This window comes from Rathayibacter sp. Leaf296, assembly GCF_001423045.1.
Taxonomy (GTDB): Bacteria; Actinomycetota; Actinomycetes; order Actinomycetales; family Microbacteriaceae; genus Rathayibacter; species Rathayibacter caricis.
Genome location: NZ_LMNR01000001.1, coordinates 482,362 through 495,864, shown reverse-complemented (window position 1 = coordinate 495,864; position 13,503 = coordinate 482,362). Strand labels below are relative to the sequence as shown.

Sequence of the window (13,503 nt, the reverse complement as noted above, 5' to 3'; positions counted from 1 at the left end):
GGCCGGCTCAGATCAGGCCGTGACGGAGGAACGCCGTCCGCACGCCGTCCTCGTGCACCGACGTCGTCACGTCGTCGGCGATCGCGAGGACGTCGTCGGTGGCGTTGCCCATCGCGATCCCGAGCCCGGCCGCGGTGATCATCTCGACGTCGTTCGAGCTGTCCCCGATCGCCACGGTGTCCTCCACCGGGTGCCCGAGCCGCGCCGCGAGCGCGAGGAGCGCCGCGCCCTTGTCGACGCCGGGCAGGCTCACCTCGCCGCCGGCGTGCCCGAGGTACGGGATGGTGCCGGTGACCACGTGGAAGCGCTCGCCGAGGCCGTCGCGCACCACCGCGAAGGTGTCGTCGTGGTCGCCGAAGAACGTCGCCTTCGCGATCCCCTCGGTCGGCACCGGGCCGCGCGGCGTCTCGACGACCGGCTCCACCGCCTCGCCCCGCCGCGCGTGCAGCTCGGCGACCCGCGCCGCGAGCCCGCCGCTCGTGAACACGGCGTCGTGCGCCTGCAGCGTGTACTCGATCCGGTGCACCTCGAAGAACGCGACGACCTCGCGCACCGCGTCCGCCGGCATCGTGCTCCGCGAGACGAGCTCGCCGTCGAGCTCGACGAATCCGCCGGCGGCCGAGACCACCCCGTCGAAGCCGAGGTCGAGGACCTTCTGCGGGATCTCGGGACGCGAGCGGCCGGTCGCGAGCAGCACCAGGTGCCCGTTGCGGCGGGCGCCCGCCACGGCCTCGGCGGCCGAGGGCGCGACGACGCCGCCGTCCATCAGCGTGCCGTCGATGTCGAGCAGGATCAGGCGGGAGCGGGTCACCCGCGGAGCCTACCGAGCCGGGGAGAACACCCCGCTCCCGAGCACGCGGATCTCGATACGCCTGCTCCGCGGCCTACTCGATCAGCAGGCAGGTCCGCCCCCCTCTGCTGGTCGAGTACCCCCGCAGGGGCGTATCGAGACCCACCAGCGCCAGCAGACCGGTACTCCGACTCGATCTTCTCGAGCCGCGGATCTCGATACGGCCGCTCCGCGGCCTACTCGATCAGCAAGGGTGGTCGCCCTGCACAGCCGGGCAGCACCGCCCCCGCGTCAGCCCAGCACCCGCGGCGCGCGGTACTCCCACTCCCGGTCCTCGTCGCCGATGGCCCGCAGCACGCGCGCCGGCACTCCTCCGACGACGACCAGCGGAGGCACGCTCGCCGTCACGACCGCACCCGCGGCCACGACGGAGCCCGCGCCGACCACGACGCCCGGCAGCAGGATCGCGCCCGCCCCGATCCAGACGTCGTCCTCGATCACGACCGGCGCCGAGAACTGCGTGCCGTCGCGGCGCAGCTCCGGGTGCACCGGGTGCCCGGTCGTGCTGATGGTGACGTTCGGAGCGATCATCACGCGGTCGCCGATCACGACCTCGACGTCGTCGACGAGCGTCAGACCGAAGTTCACGTAGACGTTCTCGCCCAGCCGCACCCGGTTGCCGTAGGCGACGTGCAGCGGAGGCTCGACCCAGACGCCCTCGCCGACCGCCTCGAACAGCTCGTGCAGCAGCCGGCGCCGCTCGTCCGCCTCTCGGGGCCCGGTCGCGTTGTAGGCGTGCGCGAGCTCCTTGCCGCGGATCCGCTCCTCCTCGAGCGCCGCGAGCCCGTCGCCCGCATCGGTGTACAGCTCGTGGGCGTCCATCCGCCGGCGGACCTCGTGCTCGCGCGCATCCATCGCGCCCCCTCTCGTCGAGTCTCCAGCGTGGGGGACGCGCCCGCCGCCGCCCGGCCGCGACACGGCCGCGCCGCCTCCGCCCCGTCCGGGGCCCGCATCCGCCGCGACACCGTGTCCCGCGAGAACAGGACGCCGCGGGACGCGCGGCGGTACAACGTTGTAGGTTGGGCGCATCCCCGAGCGGAGGAGGACCGATGGCGGTCACGTTGCACGACGTCGCGCGTGCGTCCGGAGTGTCGATCAAGACGGTCTCGAACGTCATCAACGACTATCCGCACATCCGTCCGGCCACGCGCGAGAAGGTCGAGGCCGCGATCGCGGAGCTCGGCTACAGCCCGAACCTCTCGGCGCGGAGCCTGCGCAGGGGCCGCACCGGAGTGATCGGCCTGGCGCTCCCCGAGCTCAGCCTCGCCTACTTCGCCGAGCTCGCCGACAGCGTGATGCGCGCCGCCGACCGCCGCGGACTCACGGTGCTGATCGAGCAGACGGGAGCCGATCCCGCCCGCGAGCGCAGCGTCCTCACCTCTCCCCGCCGCCAGCTGACGGACGGCCTCCTCTTCAGCCCGCTCGGCATCGACATGGCCGACGAGCCCGCCCTCGCCGTCGACTACCCGCTCGTCCTGCTCGGCGAGCGCATCTTCACCGAGCGCGTCGACCACGTCACGATGCAGAACGTCGAGGCGGCGCGCGCCGCGACGGCGCACCTGCTCGAGAGCGGACGCCGGCGCATCGTCGCCCTCGGCGCGCACGCCGGCGAGGAGGTCGGCTCGGCCGTGCTCCGCACCCGCGGCTATCAGGAGGCGCTGGAGGCGGCGGGCGTGCCCTACGACGAACGGCTGATCGGCTACTCCGGCCCCTGGCATCGGGCCAACGGCGCGGTCGCGATGCGCGGCATCATCGAGTCGGGCGTCGACTTCGACGCCGTCTTCGCATTCAACGACACCCTCGCGCTCGGCGCGATCCGCACCCTCCAGGACGCGGGCCGGCACGTGCCCGGCGACGTCGTGGTGATCGGCTTCGACGACATCGACGAGTCGCGCTACTCGGTCCCGAGCCTGTCCTCGATCGACCCGGGGCGGGAGGAGATCGCGCAGACGGCCGTCGACCTGCTGAAGGCCCGCATCGACGGCACCGAGACCGGTCCGCACCGGCTGCGCACGGCGGCGTTCTCGGTGGTGGCGCGGGAGTCGAGCGCTCCCGCCTGAGCGCTCAGGCGCAGTCGCAGATCTCGCGGCGGATCCACTCCCCCGCGTCGCCGACCGGCAGAAGGCCGCGCCGCAGCAGCCGGCTCCACTCCACGGCCCGCCGGGTGAGCCGGTCGTCGGCGCTGCCCGCGGCATCGCCGCCGAGCGTGCGCAGGAGCAGGTGCGCGAGCGGACCGCCGAGGGAGAGCGTCGCTCCGGCCACGCCCGCGAAGTGGCGCGCCTGCCCGCGCGTGTCGTCGTCGTACGGCTCGGCGAACCCGCGGCCGCGGATCCGGTTGCGTCCGCCGCCGACCAGATCGAGCGGCCCGAGGAGCCCGCCCCGGATGCCGGCGATGTCGCGCGCCACCGCGCGGATCAGAGCCCTGGGCGGTGGATCGGAGGCGGCGAGCGCCTCCACCCGGTCGGCGAGGAGGCGGCACGCGTCGATCGTTCCCACCCGCCCAGTCCAGCACGCCCGGCTGGGCGGACACCGCCCGGGCCGCTCGGCGAGCCGCTCTTGACAGCGCCGCGGCGACTCCGCATCATCGTCTCTACAACGTTGTCTCCATCGTTGTAGAAACGTCGGGGACACGCTGCAGAACCTCCCCGCTCCCGCGTGGAACCCTCCTCAGGCCGACGACGGCCGCATCCGAAAGGAAACGCAATGACGCGTCATTCGAAGAGACTGCTGGCTGCGGGGGTGGCCGTCGCGGCCTCCGCCGCTGCTCTCACGGGCTGCTCCGCCGGGAGCGACGCCGCCAACTGCGAGAACACGATCGTGAACGAGGACGCGAAGGTCGTCACGATGTGGGCCTGGTACCCCGAGTTCGAGGGCGTGGTCGACCTGTTCAACAACAGCCACGACGACGTCCAGATCTGCTGGAGCAACGCCGGCGCCGGCAACGACGAGTACACCAAGCTCACCACCGCCGTGCAGGCCGGCTCGGGCGCCCCCGACGTCGTCATGCTCGAGAGCGAGGTCGTGCAGAGCTACATCCCGCAGGACGCCCTCGTCGACCTGAACGAGTACGGCGCGTCCGACGTGCAGCAGAACTACTCCGAGGGCGCCTGGGCCGACGTCTCCAGCGGCGACGCCACCTACGCGATCCCGGTCGACGGCGGCCCCGTCGGCATGCTCTACCGCCAGGACATCCTCGACGAGTACGGCATCCCCGTCCCCACCACGTGGGAGGAGTACGCGGCCGCCGCGCAGGCGCTCAAGGACGCCGGCTCCACCACGCTGATGACCGACTACGCGGGCAACGGCCGCGCCTACCAGCAGGCGCTCTTCGCGCAGGCCGGCTCCGTGCCCTACACCGTCGACGGCACCGACGTCACGGTCGACCTCGACGACGAGGCCAGCGCGAAGGTCATGAACTACTGGAACGACCTCGTCACCAAGGGCCTCGTCGGCACCGAGGACAGCTCGACCACCGACTACAACACGCACCTCGTCGACGGCACCTACGCCTCCGTGATCGCCGCCGCCTGGCTGCCCGGCTACCTGCAGGGCTTCGAGGGCGCCGACCCCGACGCCGTGTGGCGCGCCGCTCCGGTCCCCCAGTGGGAGGGCGAGGAGCCGACCCAGATCAACATCGGCGGATCCGCGTTCGCGGTGACCGAGCAGGCCGAGGACAAGGAGGCGGCGGCCCTCGTCGCCAAGGAGATCTTCGGCACCGAGGAGGCCTGGAAGATCGGCATCGAGAAGGGCGCGCTGTTCCCGCTCTGGAAGCCGATCCTCGAGTCCGACTACTTCGCGAACCTCGAGTACGACTTCTTCGGCGGTCAGCAGATCAACAAGGACGTCTTCCTCACCGCCGCGACCGAGTACCAGGGCTTCCAGGTCTCGCCGTTCCAGAACTTCGCCTACGACAAGCTCACCGAGGCCGTGAACGCGGTCAACAGCGGCGAGTCCAGCGTCGAGGACGCCCTCTCGACCTACCAGACCGCGGTCAGCGACTACGCCGCCGGTCAGGGCTACACGGTCGGTTGACGACCGGCGGCCGCCGTCCGCGAGGGCGGCGGCCGCCCCGTCCCGTCTCGAAGGAGCACCATGTCGAACCTCGTCGTCCCCGCGCCCGCCACCACCGCCGAACGCCGCACGAAGAAGCCCCGCACCGGAGTCGTCGCCTCGCGCCGCGCCCGCTGGGGCTGGGTCTTCGTCGCCCCCTTCGGCGTCTTCCTCGTGGTCTTCCTGATCACTCCCCTGATCTACTCGTTCATCCTGAGCCTGCAGAACAAGACCGTCGCCACCGGCACCGAGTGGGTCTGGTTCGCGAACTACGCCAAGGCGTTCTCGGACCCCCTCTTCCTCGAGGGCGTCTGGCTCGTCGTCCGGTTCGCGTTCATCCTGATCCCGATCCAGATGCTGGTCTCGCTGATCGCCGCACTGATGCTGGACGCGCTCACCTCGCGGTTCTCGCGCTTCGCCCGGCTGATGATCTTCGTGCCGTACGCGGTCCCGGCCGTCATCGGCGCGCTGATGTGGGGCTTCCTCTACAGCCCGTCGTTCGGCCCCGCCTCGGAGGTGTTCGGCTGGTTCGGCCTCGACGCTCCGAATCTGCTCGGCAAGGAGTCGATCTTCGGCAGCCTCGTCAACGTCGTCACCTGGCAGTGGGCGGGCTACTACATGATCATCATCTATGCGGCACTGCAGGGCATCGACCCCGCCGTGTACGAGGCCGCCCGCCTGGACGGAGCGAGCGCGATCCAGACGGCGCTGCGGATCAAGATCCCGATGATCTCCTCCTCGATGGTGCTGATCCTCGTCTTCGCCCTCATCGGCACGCTCCAGTTCTTCACCGAGCCGCAGATCCTGCGCTCGCTGGCGTCCGGCTCGATCGACGCGTCCTACACGCCGAACATCTACGCCTACACGCTCGCCTTCTCCTACAACCAGTTCAACTACGCCTCCGCGATCTCGTTCGCGCTGGGCCTGGTGGTGTTCGTCGGGTCGTACCTGTTCCTGGCGGCCACGAAGAAGCGGAACGGACTCTCATGAGCACCCTCGAACTCGCCCCCAAGCGCGACCGCGTGCAGCGGCGCGACGACGCCGTCCGCGCCCGCAGCCGCCGTGGCGGACGCCAGCTGCTCCCGCACGTGATCCTGCTCGCCTTCGTCGTCTACTTCGCCCTGCCGTTCTGGTGGCTCGTGGTGGCGTCGACGAAGGACCAGGTCGGCCTCTTCTCCGGGACCGTCAGCCCGCTCTGGTTCGGCGACTCCTTCGAGTTCTTCACGAACATCGGCTCGCTGTTCACCTACTCCAACGGGCTCTACTGGAAGTGGCTCGGCAACTCGTTCCTCTACGCCTTCGTCGGCGGTCTCGGAGCGACGGTCCTGTCGGTGCTCGCGGGCTACGGCTTCGCGGCGTACGCGTTCAAGGGCCGCAACGCCTTCTTCTCGCTGGTGCTGGGCTCCGTGATGGTGCCGGCGACGGCCCTGGTCATCCCGCTGTTCGTCATGTTCAGCGCCGCGCAGCTCACCAACACCATGTGGGCGGTCATCCTGCCGTCGATGCTCAACCCGTTCGCCGTCTACCTCATGCGCGTCTACACGCAGGACGCGGTGCCGGAGGAGATGCTCGACGCCGCGCGGATGGACGGGGCGGGCGAGATCACGGTCTTCTTCCGCGTCGCCCTGCCGCTGCTGCGCCCTGCGCTCGTGACGGTGCTGCTGCTGTCGGTCGTGGGAACCTGGAACAACTACTTCCTCCCTCTCGTGATGCTCTCGAACTCGCAGCTCTTCCCCGTCACCGTGGGCCTGGGCACCTGGCAGACCCAGGCGTCGGTCAACACCGGCGGGCAGTCGCTGTGGAACCTCGTGATCGTCGGGGCCCTCATCTCGGTGATCCCGCTGATCGTCTCCTTCCTCACCCTGCAGAAGTACTGGCAGGGCGGTCTGTCCATCGGCTCGGTCAAGTGACCGACCGCATCCGCGCACCCTTCCCCTCCGGAACAGGAGGGGCCCGTCACCGCCTCAGAAAGGCCCTGTCATGACCGACGCTCCCCGCGCCGTCCCGTCCACCTCCTCGGCCCGGATCACCCTCGATCCCTCTGCGGTCGTCGCCCCCGTGAATCCGCGGATCTTCGGCTCGTTCGTCGAGCACCTCGGCCGCTGCGTGTACGACGGCATCTACGAGCCCGGGCACCCCACCGCCAACGAGGACGGCTTCCGCCTCGACGTCGTCGACCTGGTGAAGGAGCTGGGCAGCACGACCATCCGCTACCCCGGCGGCAACTTCGTCTCGGGCTACCGCTGGGAGGACGGGGTCGGACCGCGCTCCGAGCGCCCCCGCCGCCGCGACCTGGCCTGGCACTCGCTCGAGACCAACGAGGTCGGACTCGACGAGTTCGCCCGCTGGGCCGAGCTCACCGGCAGCGAGATCATGTACGCGGTCAACCTCGGCACCCGCGGCGTCCTCGAGGCGCTCGACGTGCTCGAGTACGCCAACGGACCGGCCGGCACCGCTCTCGCCGACCAGCGCATCGCCAACGGCGGCACCGAGCCCTACGACATCCGCATGTGGTGCCTGGGCAACGAGATGGACGGCCCCTGGCAGGTCGGCCACATGAACGCGGAGGACTACGGCAAGCTCGCCTCCCGCACCGCCAAGGCGCTCAAGATCGCCGACCCGTCGCTGGAGCTCGTGGTCTGCGGCTCGTCCGGATCGTCGATGCCGACCTTCGGCGAGTGGGAGCGCGTCGTCCTCGAGCACACCTACGACGACATCGAGTACGTCTCGTGCCACGCCTACTACCAGGAGTACGGCGGAGACCTGGGCTCGTTCCTCGCCTCCTCGCTCGAGATGGAGTACTTCATCGCGACCGTCGTGGCGACCGCCGACCACGTGAAGCACAAGCTCCGCAAGTCGAAGGACATCATGCTGTCCTTCGACGAGTGGAACATCTGGTACCTCGAGGAGTGGCAGGCCAAGGAGAAGGCCGACGCCGAGGGCGACCAGAGCACCCGCGAGTGGGCCTACGCCCCCCGCCTGCTCGAGGACGTCTACTCGGTCGCCGACGCGGTCGTGCTGGGCAACCTGATGATCACGCTGCTGAAGCACTCCGACCGCGTCACCTCGGCGTCGCTCGCGCAGCTCGTCAACGTGATCGCGCCGATCATGACCGAGCCGGGCGGAGCGGCGTGGCGCCAGACCACGTTCTTCCCGTTCTCCACGACCGCGCGTCTCGCCTCCGGCACCGTGCTCAAGCCCCGGATCGAGGCCGGCACCTACTCGACCGCCCGTCACGGCGAGGCTCCCCTCGTCGATTCGGTCGCGACGCACGACGGCGACCGCTCGTCGGTGTTCCTCGTGAACCGCTCGCAGACGGAGTCGATCACGGTCACGGTCGACGTGTCCGGCCTCGGCGTCTCGAGCATCGCGGAGGCGGTGGCCCTCTTCGACGAGGACCCCTACGCGAAGAACACGAAGGACGACCAGGAGCGCGTGGGCCTCCGCGACGCCGTCGACGCCTCCCTCTCGGACGGCACCCTCACGGTGACGCTGCCCCCGGTCTCCTGGACGGCGGTCGCCCTGACGGCGTAGCGCCCGCCCTCGGTGGCGGGGTCTCGATACGCCGCCGCCGGCGGCTACTCGACCAGCAGGGACAAGGAGACGCCCGCTCCTCGCTGGTCGAGTAGCCCGCGCAGCGGGCGTATCGAGACCCCCCACGGGACAGGCGGGTCTTGACACGCCGCCCTCGGCGGCTGCTCGACCAGCAGACTGCGCGAGCTCCGACCACCACCCGTCAGCAACGGCGGAACCGCCGAGCGAACCGGCGATCCGCGTGCCAGCGGATCGCCGTAGCGGAACGCGCCCCGCTCTACAGAACCCGACCTCCTGCGAGAGCCGACCGCGGAGCGGACGACGACGCAGGAGGAGTCCGCTCAATCGAGCAGCAGCGCCGGCTCCTCCAGCACGCTCGCCACGTCCGCCACGAAACGGCTGACGACGTCCCCGTCGACCACGCGGTGGTCGAACGATCCGCCGACCGTGGTCACGTAGCGGGGCCGGACCTCGCCGTCGACGACCCACGGCTTCTGCTTGATCGTGCCGAGCGCGATGATCGCGACCTCGCCGGGGTTCAGGATCGGGGTGCCCGTGTCCATCCCGAAGACGCCGATGTTGGTGATCGTGATGGTGCCGTTCTGCATGTCGGCGGGCGCCGTCTTGCCGTCGCGGGCGTCGAGGGTGAGCTTCTCGAGGGCCTGGGCCAGCTCGAGCAGGCTCATCGACTGGGCGTCCTTCACGTTCGGGACGATGAGTCCGCGGGGGGTGGCCGCGGCGATGCCGAGGTTGACGTAGTGGCGCACGATGATCTCGGAGTCGGTCCACGCCGAGTTGACCGTGGGGTTCCTCCGGACCGCCCAGATGATGGCCTTCGCCATGATCAGCAGCGGCGACACCTTGGTGCCGGCGAAGTCGGGCGAGTTCTTCAGGCGCTTGACGAACTCCATGCTGCGCGTGGCGTCCACGTCGACGAAGACGCTGACGTGCGGCGCGGTGAAGGCGCTCTGCGACATCGCGGCAGCGATGGCCTTGCGGACGCCGCGCACCGGGATCCGCTCCTCGCGGGAGTCGGCCCAGGCGGGGGTCTGGATGTTGCGGAAGACGCTGGCCTGCGAGGCGTGGCGGATGACGTCGTCGCGGGTGACCTCGCCGGCGAGGCCGGTGGCCTGCACCTCGAGGAGGTCGACGTCGAGGTCCTTCGCGAGCTTGCGGATCGGCGGCTTCGCGATGACGGGGAGCGCGGCCGCGGCGGGGACCGACGTCGGGCGCGGCGGCGCGGCGGGGCGCGCGGGGACCGCGGCGGCGGGTGCGCCCTGCGGTCGGCGGCGACGGGTGGCGACGTGGCCGCCCGCGGTGCCGTAGCCGACGAGCGCGGCGCCCGATCCCTCTCCGGGCTCGGTCGTCGACGGGGCGGGCGGAGCCGCCTGCGCCGGGTGGGCGGGGATCGCGGGGATCTCGGACCCGAGGGTGCCGGCGCCCGCCTGCACGGTGATGATCGGGGTGCCGACGTCGACCGTCTGGCCCTCGTCGACGAGGACGTCGACGACGGTGCCGCTGAACGGGGACGGAAGCTCGACCAGCGACTTCGCGGTCTCGATCTCGACGAGCACCTGGTTGACGGCGACCTCGTCGCCGACCTTGACCTTCCAGGCCACGATCTCGGCCTCGGTGAGGCCCTCGCCGACATCGGGGAGGAGGAACTGCTCTGTCATCGTCGGGATCTGCTTTCTGACGCTGGAGGGACGCGGACGCGTCGGACGGGACGCGGGAGCGTCAGTACGCGAGGGAGCGGTCGACGGCCTCGAGCACGCGGTCGACGTCGGGGAGGAAGATCTTCTCGACCTTGGCGGGCGGGAACGGGGTGTCGAAGCCGGCGACCCGCAGCACGGGCGCCTCGAGCGAGTAGAACGCCCGCTCGGTGACGGTCGCCGCGATCTCGGAGCCGAGGCTCACGTTCGCGGACGCCTCCTGCGCGACGACGAGGCGGCCGGTCCGGCGCACCGACTCGAGCAGCGGCTCCCAGTCGATCGGCGAGAGCGAGCGGAGGTCGACGACCTCGACGCTCGTCCCCTCCTCGCCCGCGAGCTCGGCGGCCTGGAGGAGCACCGACACCATCGGACCCCAGCCGACGACCGTCACCTCGGTGCCCGGCCGCACGACGCGGGAGGCGTGCAGCGGGGCGGCGGAGGCGCGCAGGTTGACGTCGCCCTTGGGCCAGTAGCGGCTCTTGGGCTCGAAGAACATGACCGGGTCGTCCGAGGCGATGGCCTCCTGGATCATCCAGTAGGCGTCGTTGGGCGTGGACGGGCTCACCGCGCGGAGGCCGGCGGTGTGCGCGAAGTACGCCTCGTTGCTCTCCTGGTGGTGCTCGACCGCTCCGATGTGCCCGCCGTACGGAACGCGGATCACGACGGGCATGCTCAGCTGCCCCTCGTGCCGGTTGGTCATCTTGGCCAGCTGGGAGGTGATCTGGTCGAAGGCCGGGTAGATGAAGCCGTCGAACTGGATCTCGCAGACGGGGCGGAAGCCGCGCATGGCGAGTCCGATCGCGGTGCCGACGATGCCGGACTCGGCGAGCGGGGTGTCGAGGACGCGCTGCGGTCCGAACTCGGCGTGCAGTCCCTCCGTGATGCGGAAGACGCCGCCGAGGGGGCCGATGTCCTCGCCCATCAGCAGGACGCGCTCGTTCTCGGTCATCGCGCGGCGGAGGCCGGCGTTGAGCGCCTTGGCCATGGACATCGACTGGAGCTGCTCCTCGGAGAGGTGCGGCTGGGCAGCCGTGGTGCTGGTGTCGATCGTCATCGCGGGTCGCCTCCGAACGAGTCCTCGTAGCGCTGCAGCCACGCCTTCTGCTCGGCCACCTGCGGATGCGGTTCCGAGTACACGTGGTCGAAGATCACGTCGACCGGCGGCGCCTCCAGCTCGAGCAGCCGGCGGCGGATGTCGGACGCGTAATCCTCCGCCTCCGCGTCGACCTCGTCGAAGAAGGCCTGCTCCACGCCCTCGGAGCGCAGGTAGGCGGAGAAGCGCGTGAGCGGGTCCTTCGCGATCCACGAGGCGAGCTCGTCGTCGGTGCGGTACTTCGTCGGGTCGTCGCTCGAGGTGTGCGCGCCGATGCGGTAGGTGAGCGCCTCGATGAACTGGGGTCCGCCGCCCGAGCGGGCGTCCTGGAGGTGCTTCGCGGTGACGGCGTAGCTCGCGAGCACGTCGTTGCCGTCGATCTGCACGCCGGGGATCCCGAATCCGGAGGAGCGGAGGTAGAGCGGGCTGCGCGACTGCGTCGCCACGGGCACCGAGATCGCGTAGTGGTTGTTCTGCAGGAAGAAGACCTGGGGCGTCTGATAGCTCGCGGCGAACACCATCGCCTCGCTGACATCGCCCTGGCTCGAGGCGCCGTCCCCGAAGTAGACGACGACCGCCGCGTCCTTCTCGGGGTCGCCGGTGCCGGTCGCCCCGTCGAAGGTCAGCCCCATCGCGTAGCCGGTGGAGTGCAGGGCCTGCGAGCCGAGCACGAGCGTGTAGAGGTGGAAGTTGCCGTTCGCCGGATCGGTGGGATCCCAGCCGCCGTGCGTGGTGCCGCGCAGCAGCGCGAGGACGTTCAGCAGGTCGATGCCGCGGATCTTGCCGACGACGTGCTCGCGGTAGGAGGGGAACACGTGATCCTGCGGGCGCATCGCGAACGCCGAGCCGACCTGCGCCGCCTCCTGGCCGTGACTGGGCACCCAGAGTCCGAGCTGACCCTGCCGCTGGAGGTTCGCGGCCTCCTTGTCGAAGCGGCGCACCACCGCCATCTCGCGGTAGAAGGAGCGGTGCTGCTCCTCGCCGATCCCGTCGAGGAACGAGGCGTACTGCTCTGCCGCGGGGGTCGGGGCGAAGCGCCCGTCCGCGGTGAGGAACTGGACCGTCGGCGACTCCGTGCTGGTGACTACCACCCGACTAACCTATCCGCCTCGCGGGATGCCCCTGCGGGAGGGACCCCACAATCTCGGCCGCCGCCGAGAGGAGCTTGTCGACAGACTCCTCCTCGCCGATCGAGACCCGGATGCCCTCCGGCGGGAACGCCCGGACGACGACTCCGGCCCGCTCGAAGACACCCGCGGCCCACTCCGTCTGCTCGCGCGTGTCGAACCAGAGGAAGTTGGCCTGCGAGTCGGGCAGCGTCCAGCCCGCCTCCCGGAGCGACTGCTGCACGCGGTCGCGCAGGGCGACGATGCGGTGCACGCGCTCGAGCAGCTCCTCGCGGTGTCGGAGGGACGCGACGGCGGCGGTCTCGGCGAACCGGGTCACCGAGAGCGGGATCGCGGTCGACCGGGCGGCGTCGAGGATCCGCGGGTGGCCGATCGCGTAGCCGACGCGCAGGCCCGCGAGCCCGTAGGCCTTCGAGAAGGTGCGGGCGATCACGAGGTTGGGGTACCGGCCGAGGAGTGCCGTGCCGTCGACGGCGCGCTCGTCGTCGACGAACTCGGCGTACGCCTCGTCGAGGAGGACGAGGACGTCGCTCGGGACCCGCTCGAGGAACGCCTCGACGTCGTCGGCGGTCGCGATCGTGCCGGTGGGGTTGTTGGGGCTGCAGACGACGACCAGGCGGGTGCGCTCGGTGATCGCCAGCGCCATCGCGTCGAGGTCGTGCGTGTCGTCGGCGCGCAGCGGGACGCGCACGCTCGTCGCTCCGGCGGTGGTGACGAGCGAGGGGTACGCCTCGAACGAGCGCCAGGCGTAGACGACCTCGTCGCCCGCTCCGGCCGCCGCGCTGATGAGCTGCGCGATGACGGCGACGGAGCCGGCCCCGACGATCACCTCGTCGAGCCCGACGCCGTACTCGTCGGCGAGCGCCGTCCGCAGGGCGGTCGCCGCCGCATCGGGGTAGCGGTTGAAGTCGCTCACCGACTGCACCTCGTGCAGGACGGAGGGCAGCGGATCGAACGGATTCTCGTTCGACGACAGCTTGAACGCGTCGGCGGCCGCCGCTCGACCCTGGCGGTAGGCCGGGAGGGCGAGGATCTCGGGGCGGAGGCGGACGGGAGGGGCCGACGGGTCTGTCACCCGCCCATGGTAGGCGGCAGGGAGGACACACACCCCCTGGCCCGCGGCAAGCTCCCTTCTTC

At 70.8% G+C, this 13,503-nt stretch carries 12 protein-coding genes; 5 read left to right on the top strand and 7 right to left on the bottom strand.

Translation table 11 applies throughout. The features are described 5' to 3' along the window. Window positions 1-7: 7 nt before the first annotated feature. Together ASF46_RS02090 and ASF46_RS02085 are read right to left on the bottom strand one after the other, a co-directional pair. Entirely contained in the window at window positions 8-811 is an 804-nt protein-coding gene (locus tag ASF46_RS02090) for a Cof-type HAD-IIB family hydrolase (RefSeq protein WP_056866227.1), read from the bottom strand. A gap of 270 nt (window positions 812-1,081) precedes the next feature. Next, the gene (locus ASF46_RS02085; protein WP_056866226.1) at window positions 1,082-1,705 is read right to left on the bottom strand and encodes a sugar O-acetyltransferase; all 624 of its coding nucleotides are present in this window, start codon (window positions 1,703-1,705) and stop codon (window positions 1,082-1,084) included. Window positions 1,706-1,899: 194 nt separating this feature from the next. On the opposite strand from ASF46_RS02085, the gene ASF46_RS02080 reads away from it, so the two are divergent. Next, complete coding sequence (locus ASF46_RS02080) at window positions 1,900-2,910, top strand: LacI family DNA-binding transcriptional regulator (protein WP_056866225.1); 1,011 nt, start codon at window positions 1,900-1,902, stop codon at window positions 2,908-2,910. Between the two features lie 4 nt (window positions 2,911-2,914). Here ASF46_RS02080 and ASF46_RS02075 read toward each other — a convergent pair whose 3' ends face one another. Further along, a complete protein-coding gene (locus ASF46_RS02075; protein ID WP_056866224.1) occupies window positions 2,915-3,346 on the bottom strand; it encodes a hypothetical protein in 432 nt (143 codons plus the stop codon). 207 nt (window positions 3,347-3,553) lie between these two features. Between ASF46_RS02075 and ASF46_RS02070 the strand changes: the two genes are divergently transcribed. The 4 genes from ASF46_RS02070 to ASF46_RS02055 all read left to right on the top strand — a co-directional run bounded on the left by ASF46_RS02070 (window position 3,554) and on the right by ASF46_RS02055 (window position 8,434). After that, window positions 3,554-4,882 (top strand): ABC transporter substrate-binding protein, encoded by a 1,329-nt coding sequence (locus ASF46_RS02070; RefSeq protein WP_082485154.1) that lies wholly within the window; start codon window positions 3,554-3,556, stop codon window positions 4,880-4,882. Window positions 4,883-4,942: 60 nt separating this feature from the next. Continuing rightward, window positions 4,943-5,890 carry a carbohydrate ABC transporter permease gene (locus ASF46_RS02065; RefSeq protein ID WP_056866222.1) on the top strand — a complete coding sequence of 316 codons (948 nt, stop codon included), beginning with the start codon at window positions 4,943-4,945 and terminating at the stop codon, window positions 5,888-5,890. After that, window positions 5,887-6,810, top strand: a complete 924-nt coding sequence (locus tag ASF46_RS02060; RefSeq protein ID WP_082480940.1) for a carbohydrate ABC transporter permease — start codon at window positions 5,887-5,889, stop codon at window positions 6,808-6,810. Before ASF46_RS02065 ends, ASF46_RS02060 begins: the two co-directional genes overlap by 4 nt. A 70-nt stretch (window positions 6,811-6,880) precedes the next feature. After that, a complete protein-coding gene (locus tag ASF46_RS02055; protein ID WP_056866221.1) occupies window positions 6,881-8,434 on the top strand; it encodes an alpha-N-arabinofuranosidase in 1,554 nt (517 codons plus the stop codon). A gap of 341 nt (window positions 8,435-8,775) precedes the next feature. On the opposite strand, the gene ASF46_RS02050 is transcribed toward ASF46_RS02055, so the two are convergent. From ASF46_RS02050 to hisC, 4 genes are all read right to left on the bottom strand, one after another. Then, window positions 8,776-10,110 (bottom strand): dihydrolipoamide acetyltransferase family protein, encoded by a 1,335-nt coding sequence (locus tag ASF46_RS02050; RefSeq protein ID WP_056866220.1) that lies wholly within the window; start codon window positions 10,108-10,110, stop codon window positions 8,776-8,778. Between the two features lie 61 nt (window positions 10,111-10,171). Continuing rightward, window positions 10,172-11,137 (bottom strand): alpha-ketoacid dehydrogenase subunit beta, encoded by a 966-nt coding sequence (locus ASF46_RS02045; protein WP_416351485.1) that lies wholly within the window; start codon window positions 11,135-11,137, stop codon window positions 10,172-10,174. Between the two features lie 59 nt (window positions 11,138-11,196). Next, window positions 11,197-12,330: a thiamine pyrophosphate-dependent dehydrogenase E1 component subunit alpha gene (locus tag ASF46_RS02040; RefSeq protein ID WP_056866218.1), complete on the bottom strand. Its 1,134-nt coding sequence runs from the start codon at window positions 12,328-12,330 to the stop codon at window positions 11,197-11,199. 4 nt (window positions 12,331-12,334) lie between these two features. Then, the gene (gene hisC, locus ASF46_RS02035) at window positions 12,335-13,441 is read right to left on the bottom strand and encodes a histidinol-phosphate transaminase (protein ID WP_056866217.1); all 1,107 of its coding nucleotides are present in this window, start codon (window positions 13,439-13,441) and stop codon (window positions 12,335-12,337) included. Between the last annotated feature and the right edge of the window lie 62 nt (window positions 13,442-13,503).

What these genes read in the sequence shown, in the direction of transcription:
- ASF46_RS02085 (WP_056866226.1), bottom strand. Translation starts at nt 1,705, where the DNA reads ATGGATGCGCGCGAGCACGAGGTCCGCCGGCGGATGGACGCCCACGAG.
- ASF46_RS02080 (WP_056866225.1), top strand. Translation starts at nt 1,900, where the DNA reads ATGGCGGTCACGTTGCACGACGTCGCGCGTGCGTCCGGAGTGTCGATC.
- ASF46_RS02070 (WP_082485154.1), top strand. Translation starts at nt 3,554, where the DNA reads ATGACGCGTCATTCGAAGAGACTGCTGGCTGCGGGGGTGGCCGTCGCG.
- ASF46_RS02065 (WP_056866222.1), top strand. Translation starts at nt 4,943, where the DNA reads ATGTCGAACCTCGTCGTCCCCGCGCCCGCCACCACCGCCGAACGCCGC.
- ASF46_RS02060 (WP_082480940.1), top strand. Translation starts at nt 5,887, where the DNA reads ATGAGCACCCTCGAACTCGCCCCCAAGCGCGACCGCGTGCAGCGGCGC.
- ASF46_RS02055 (WP_056866221.1), top strand. Translation starts at nt 6,881, where the DNA reads ATGACCGACGCTCCCCGCGCCGTCCCGTCCACCTCCTCGGCCCGGATC.
- ASF46_RS02050 (WP_056866220.1), bottom strand. Translation starts at nt 10,110, where the DNA reads ATGACAGAGCAGTTCCTCCTCCCCGATGTCGGCGAGGGCCTCACCGAG.
- ASF46_RS02045 (WP_416351485.1), bottom strand. Translation starts at nt 11,137, where the DNA reads ATGTCCATGGCCAAGGCGCTCAACGCCGGCCTCCGCCGCGCGATGACC.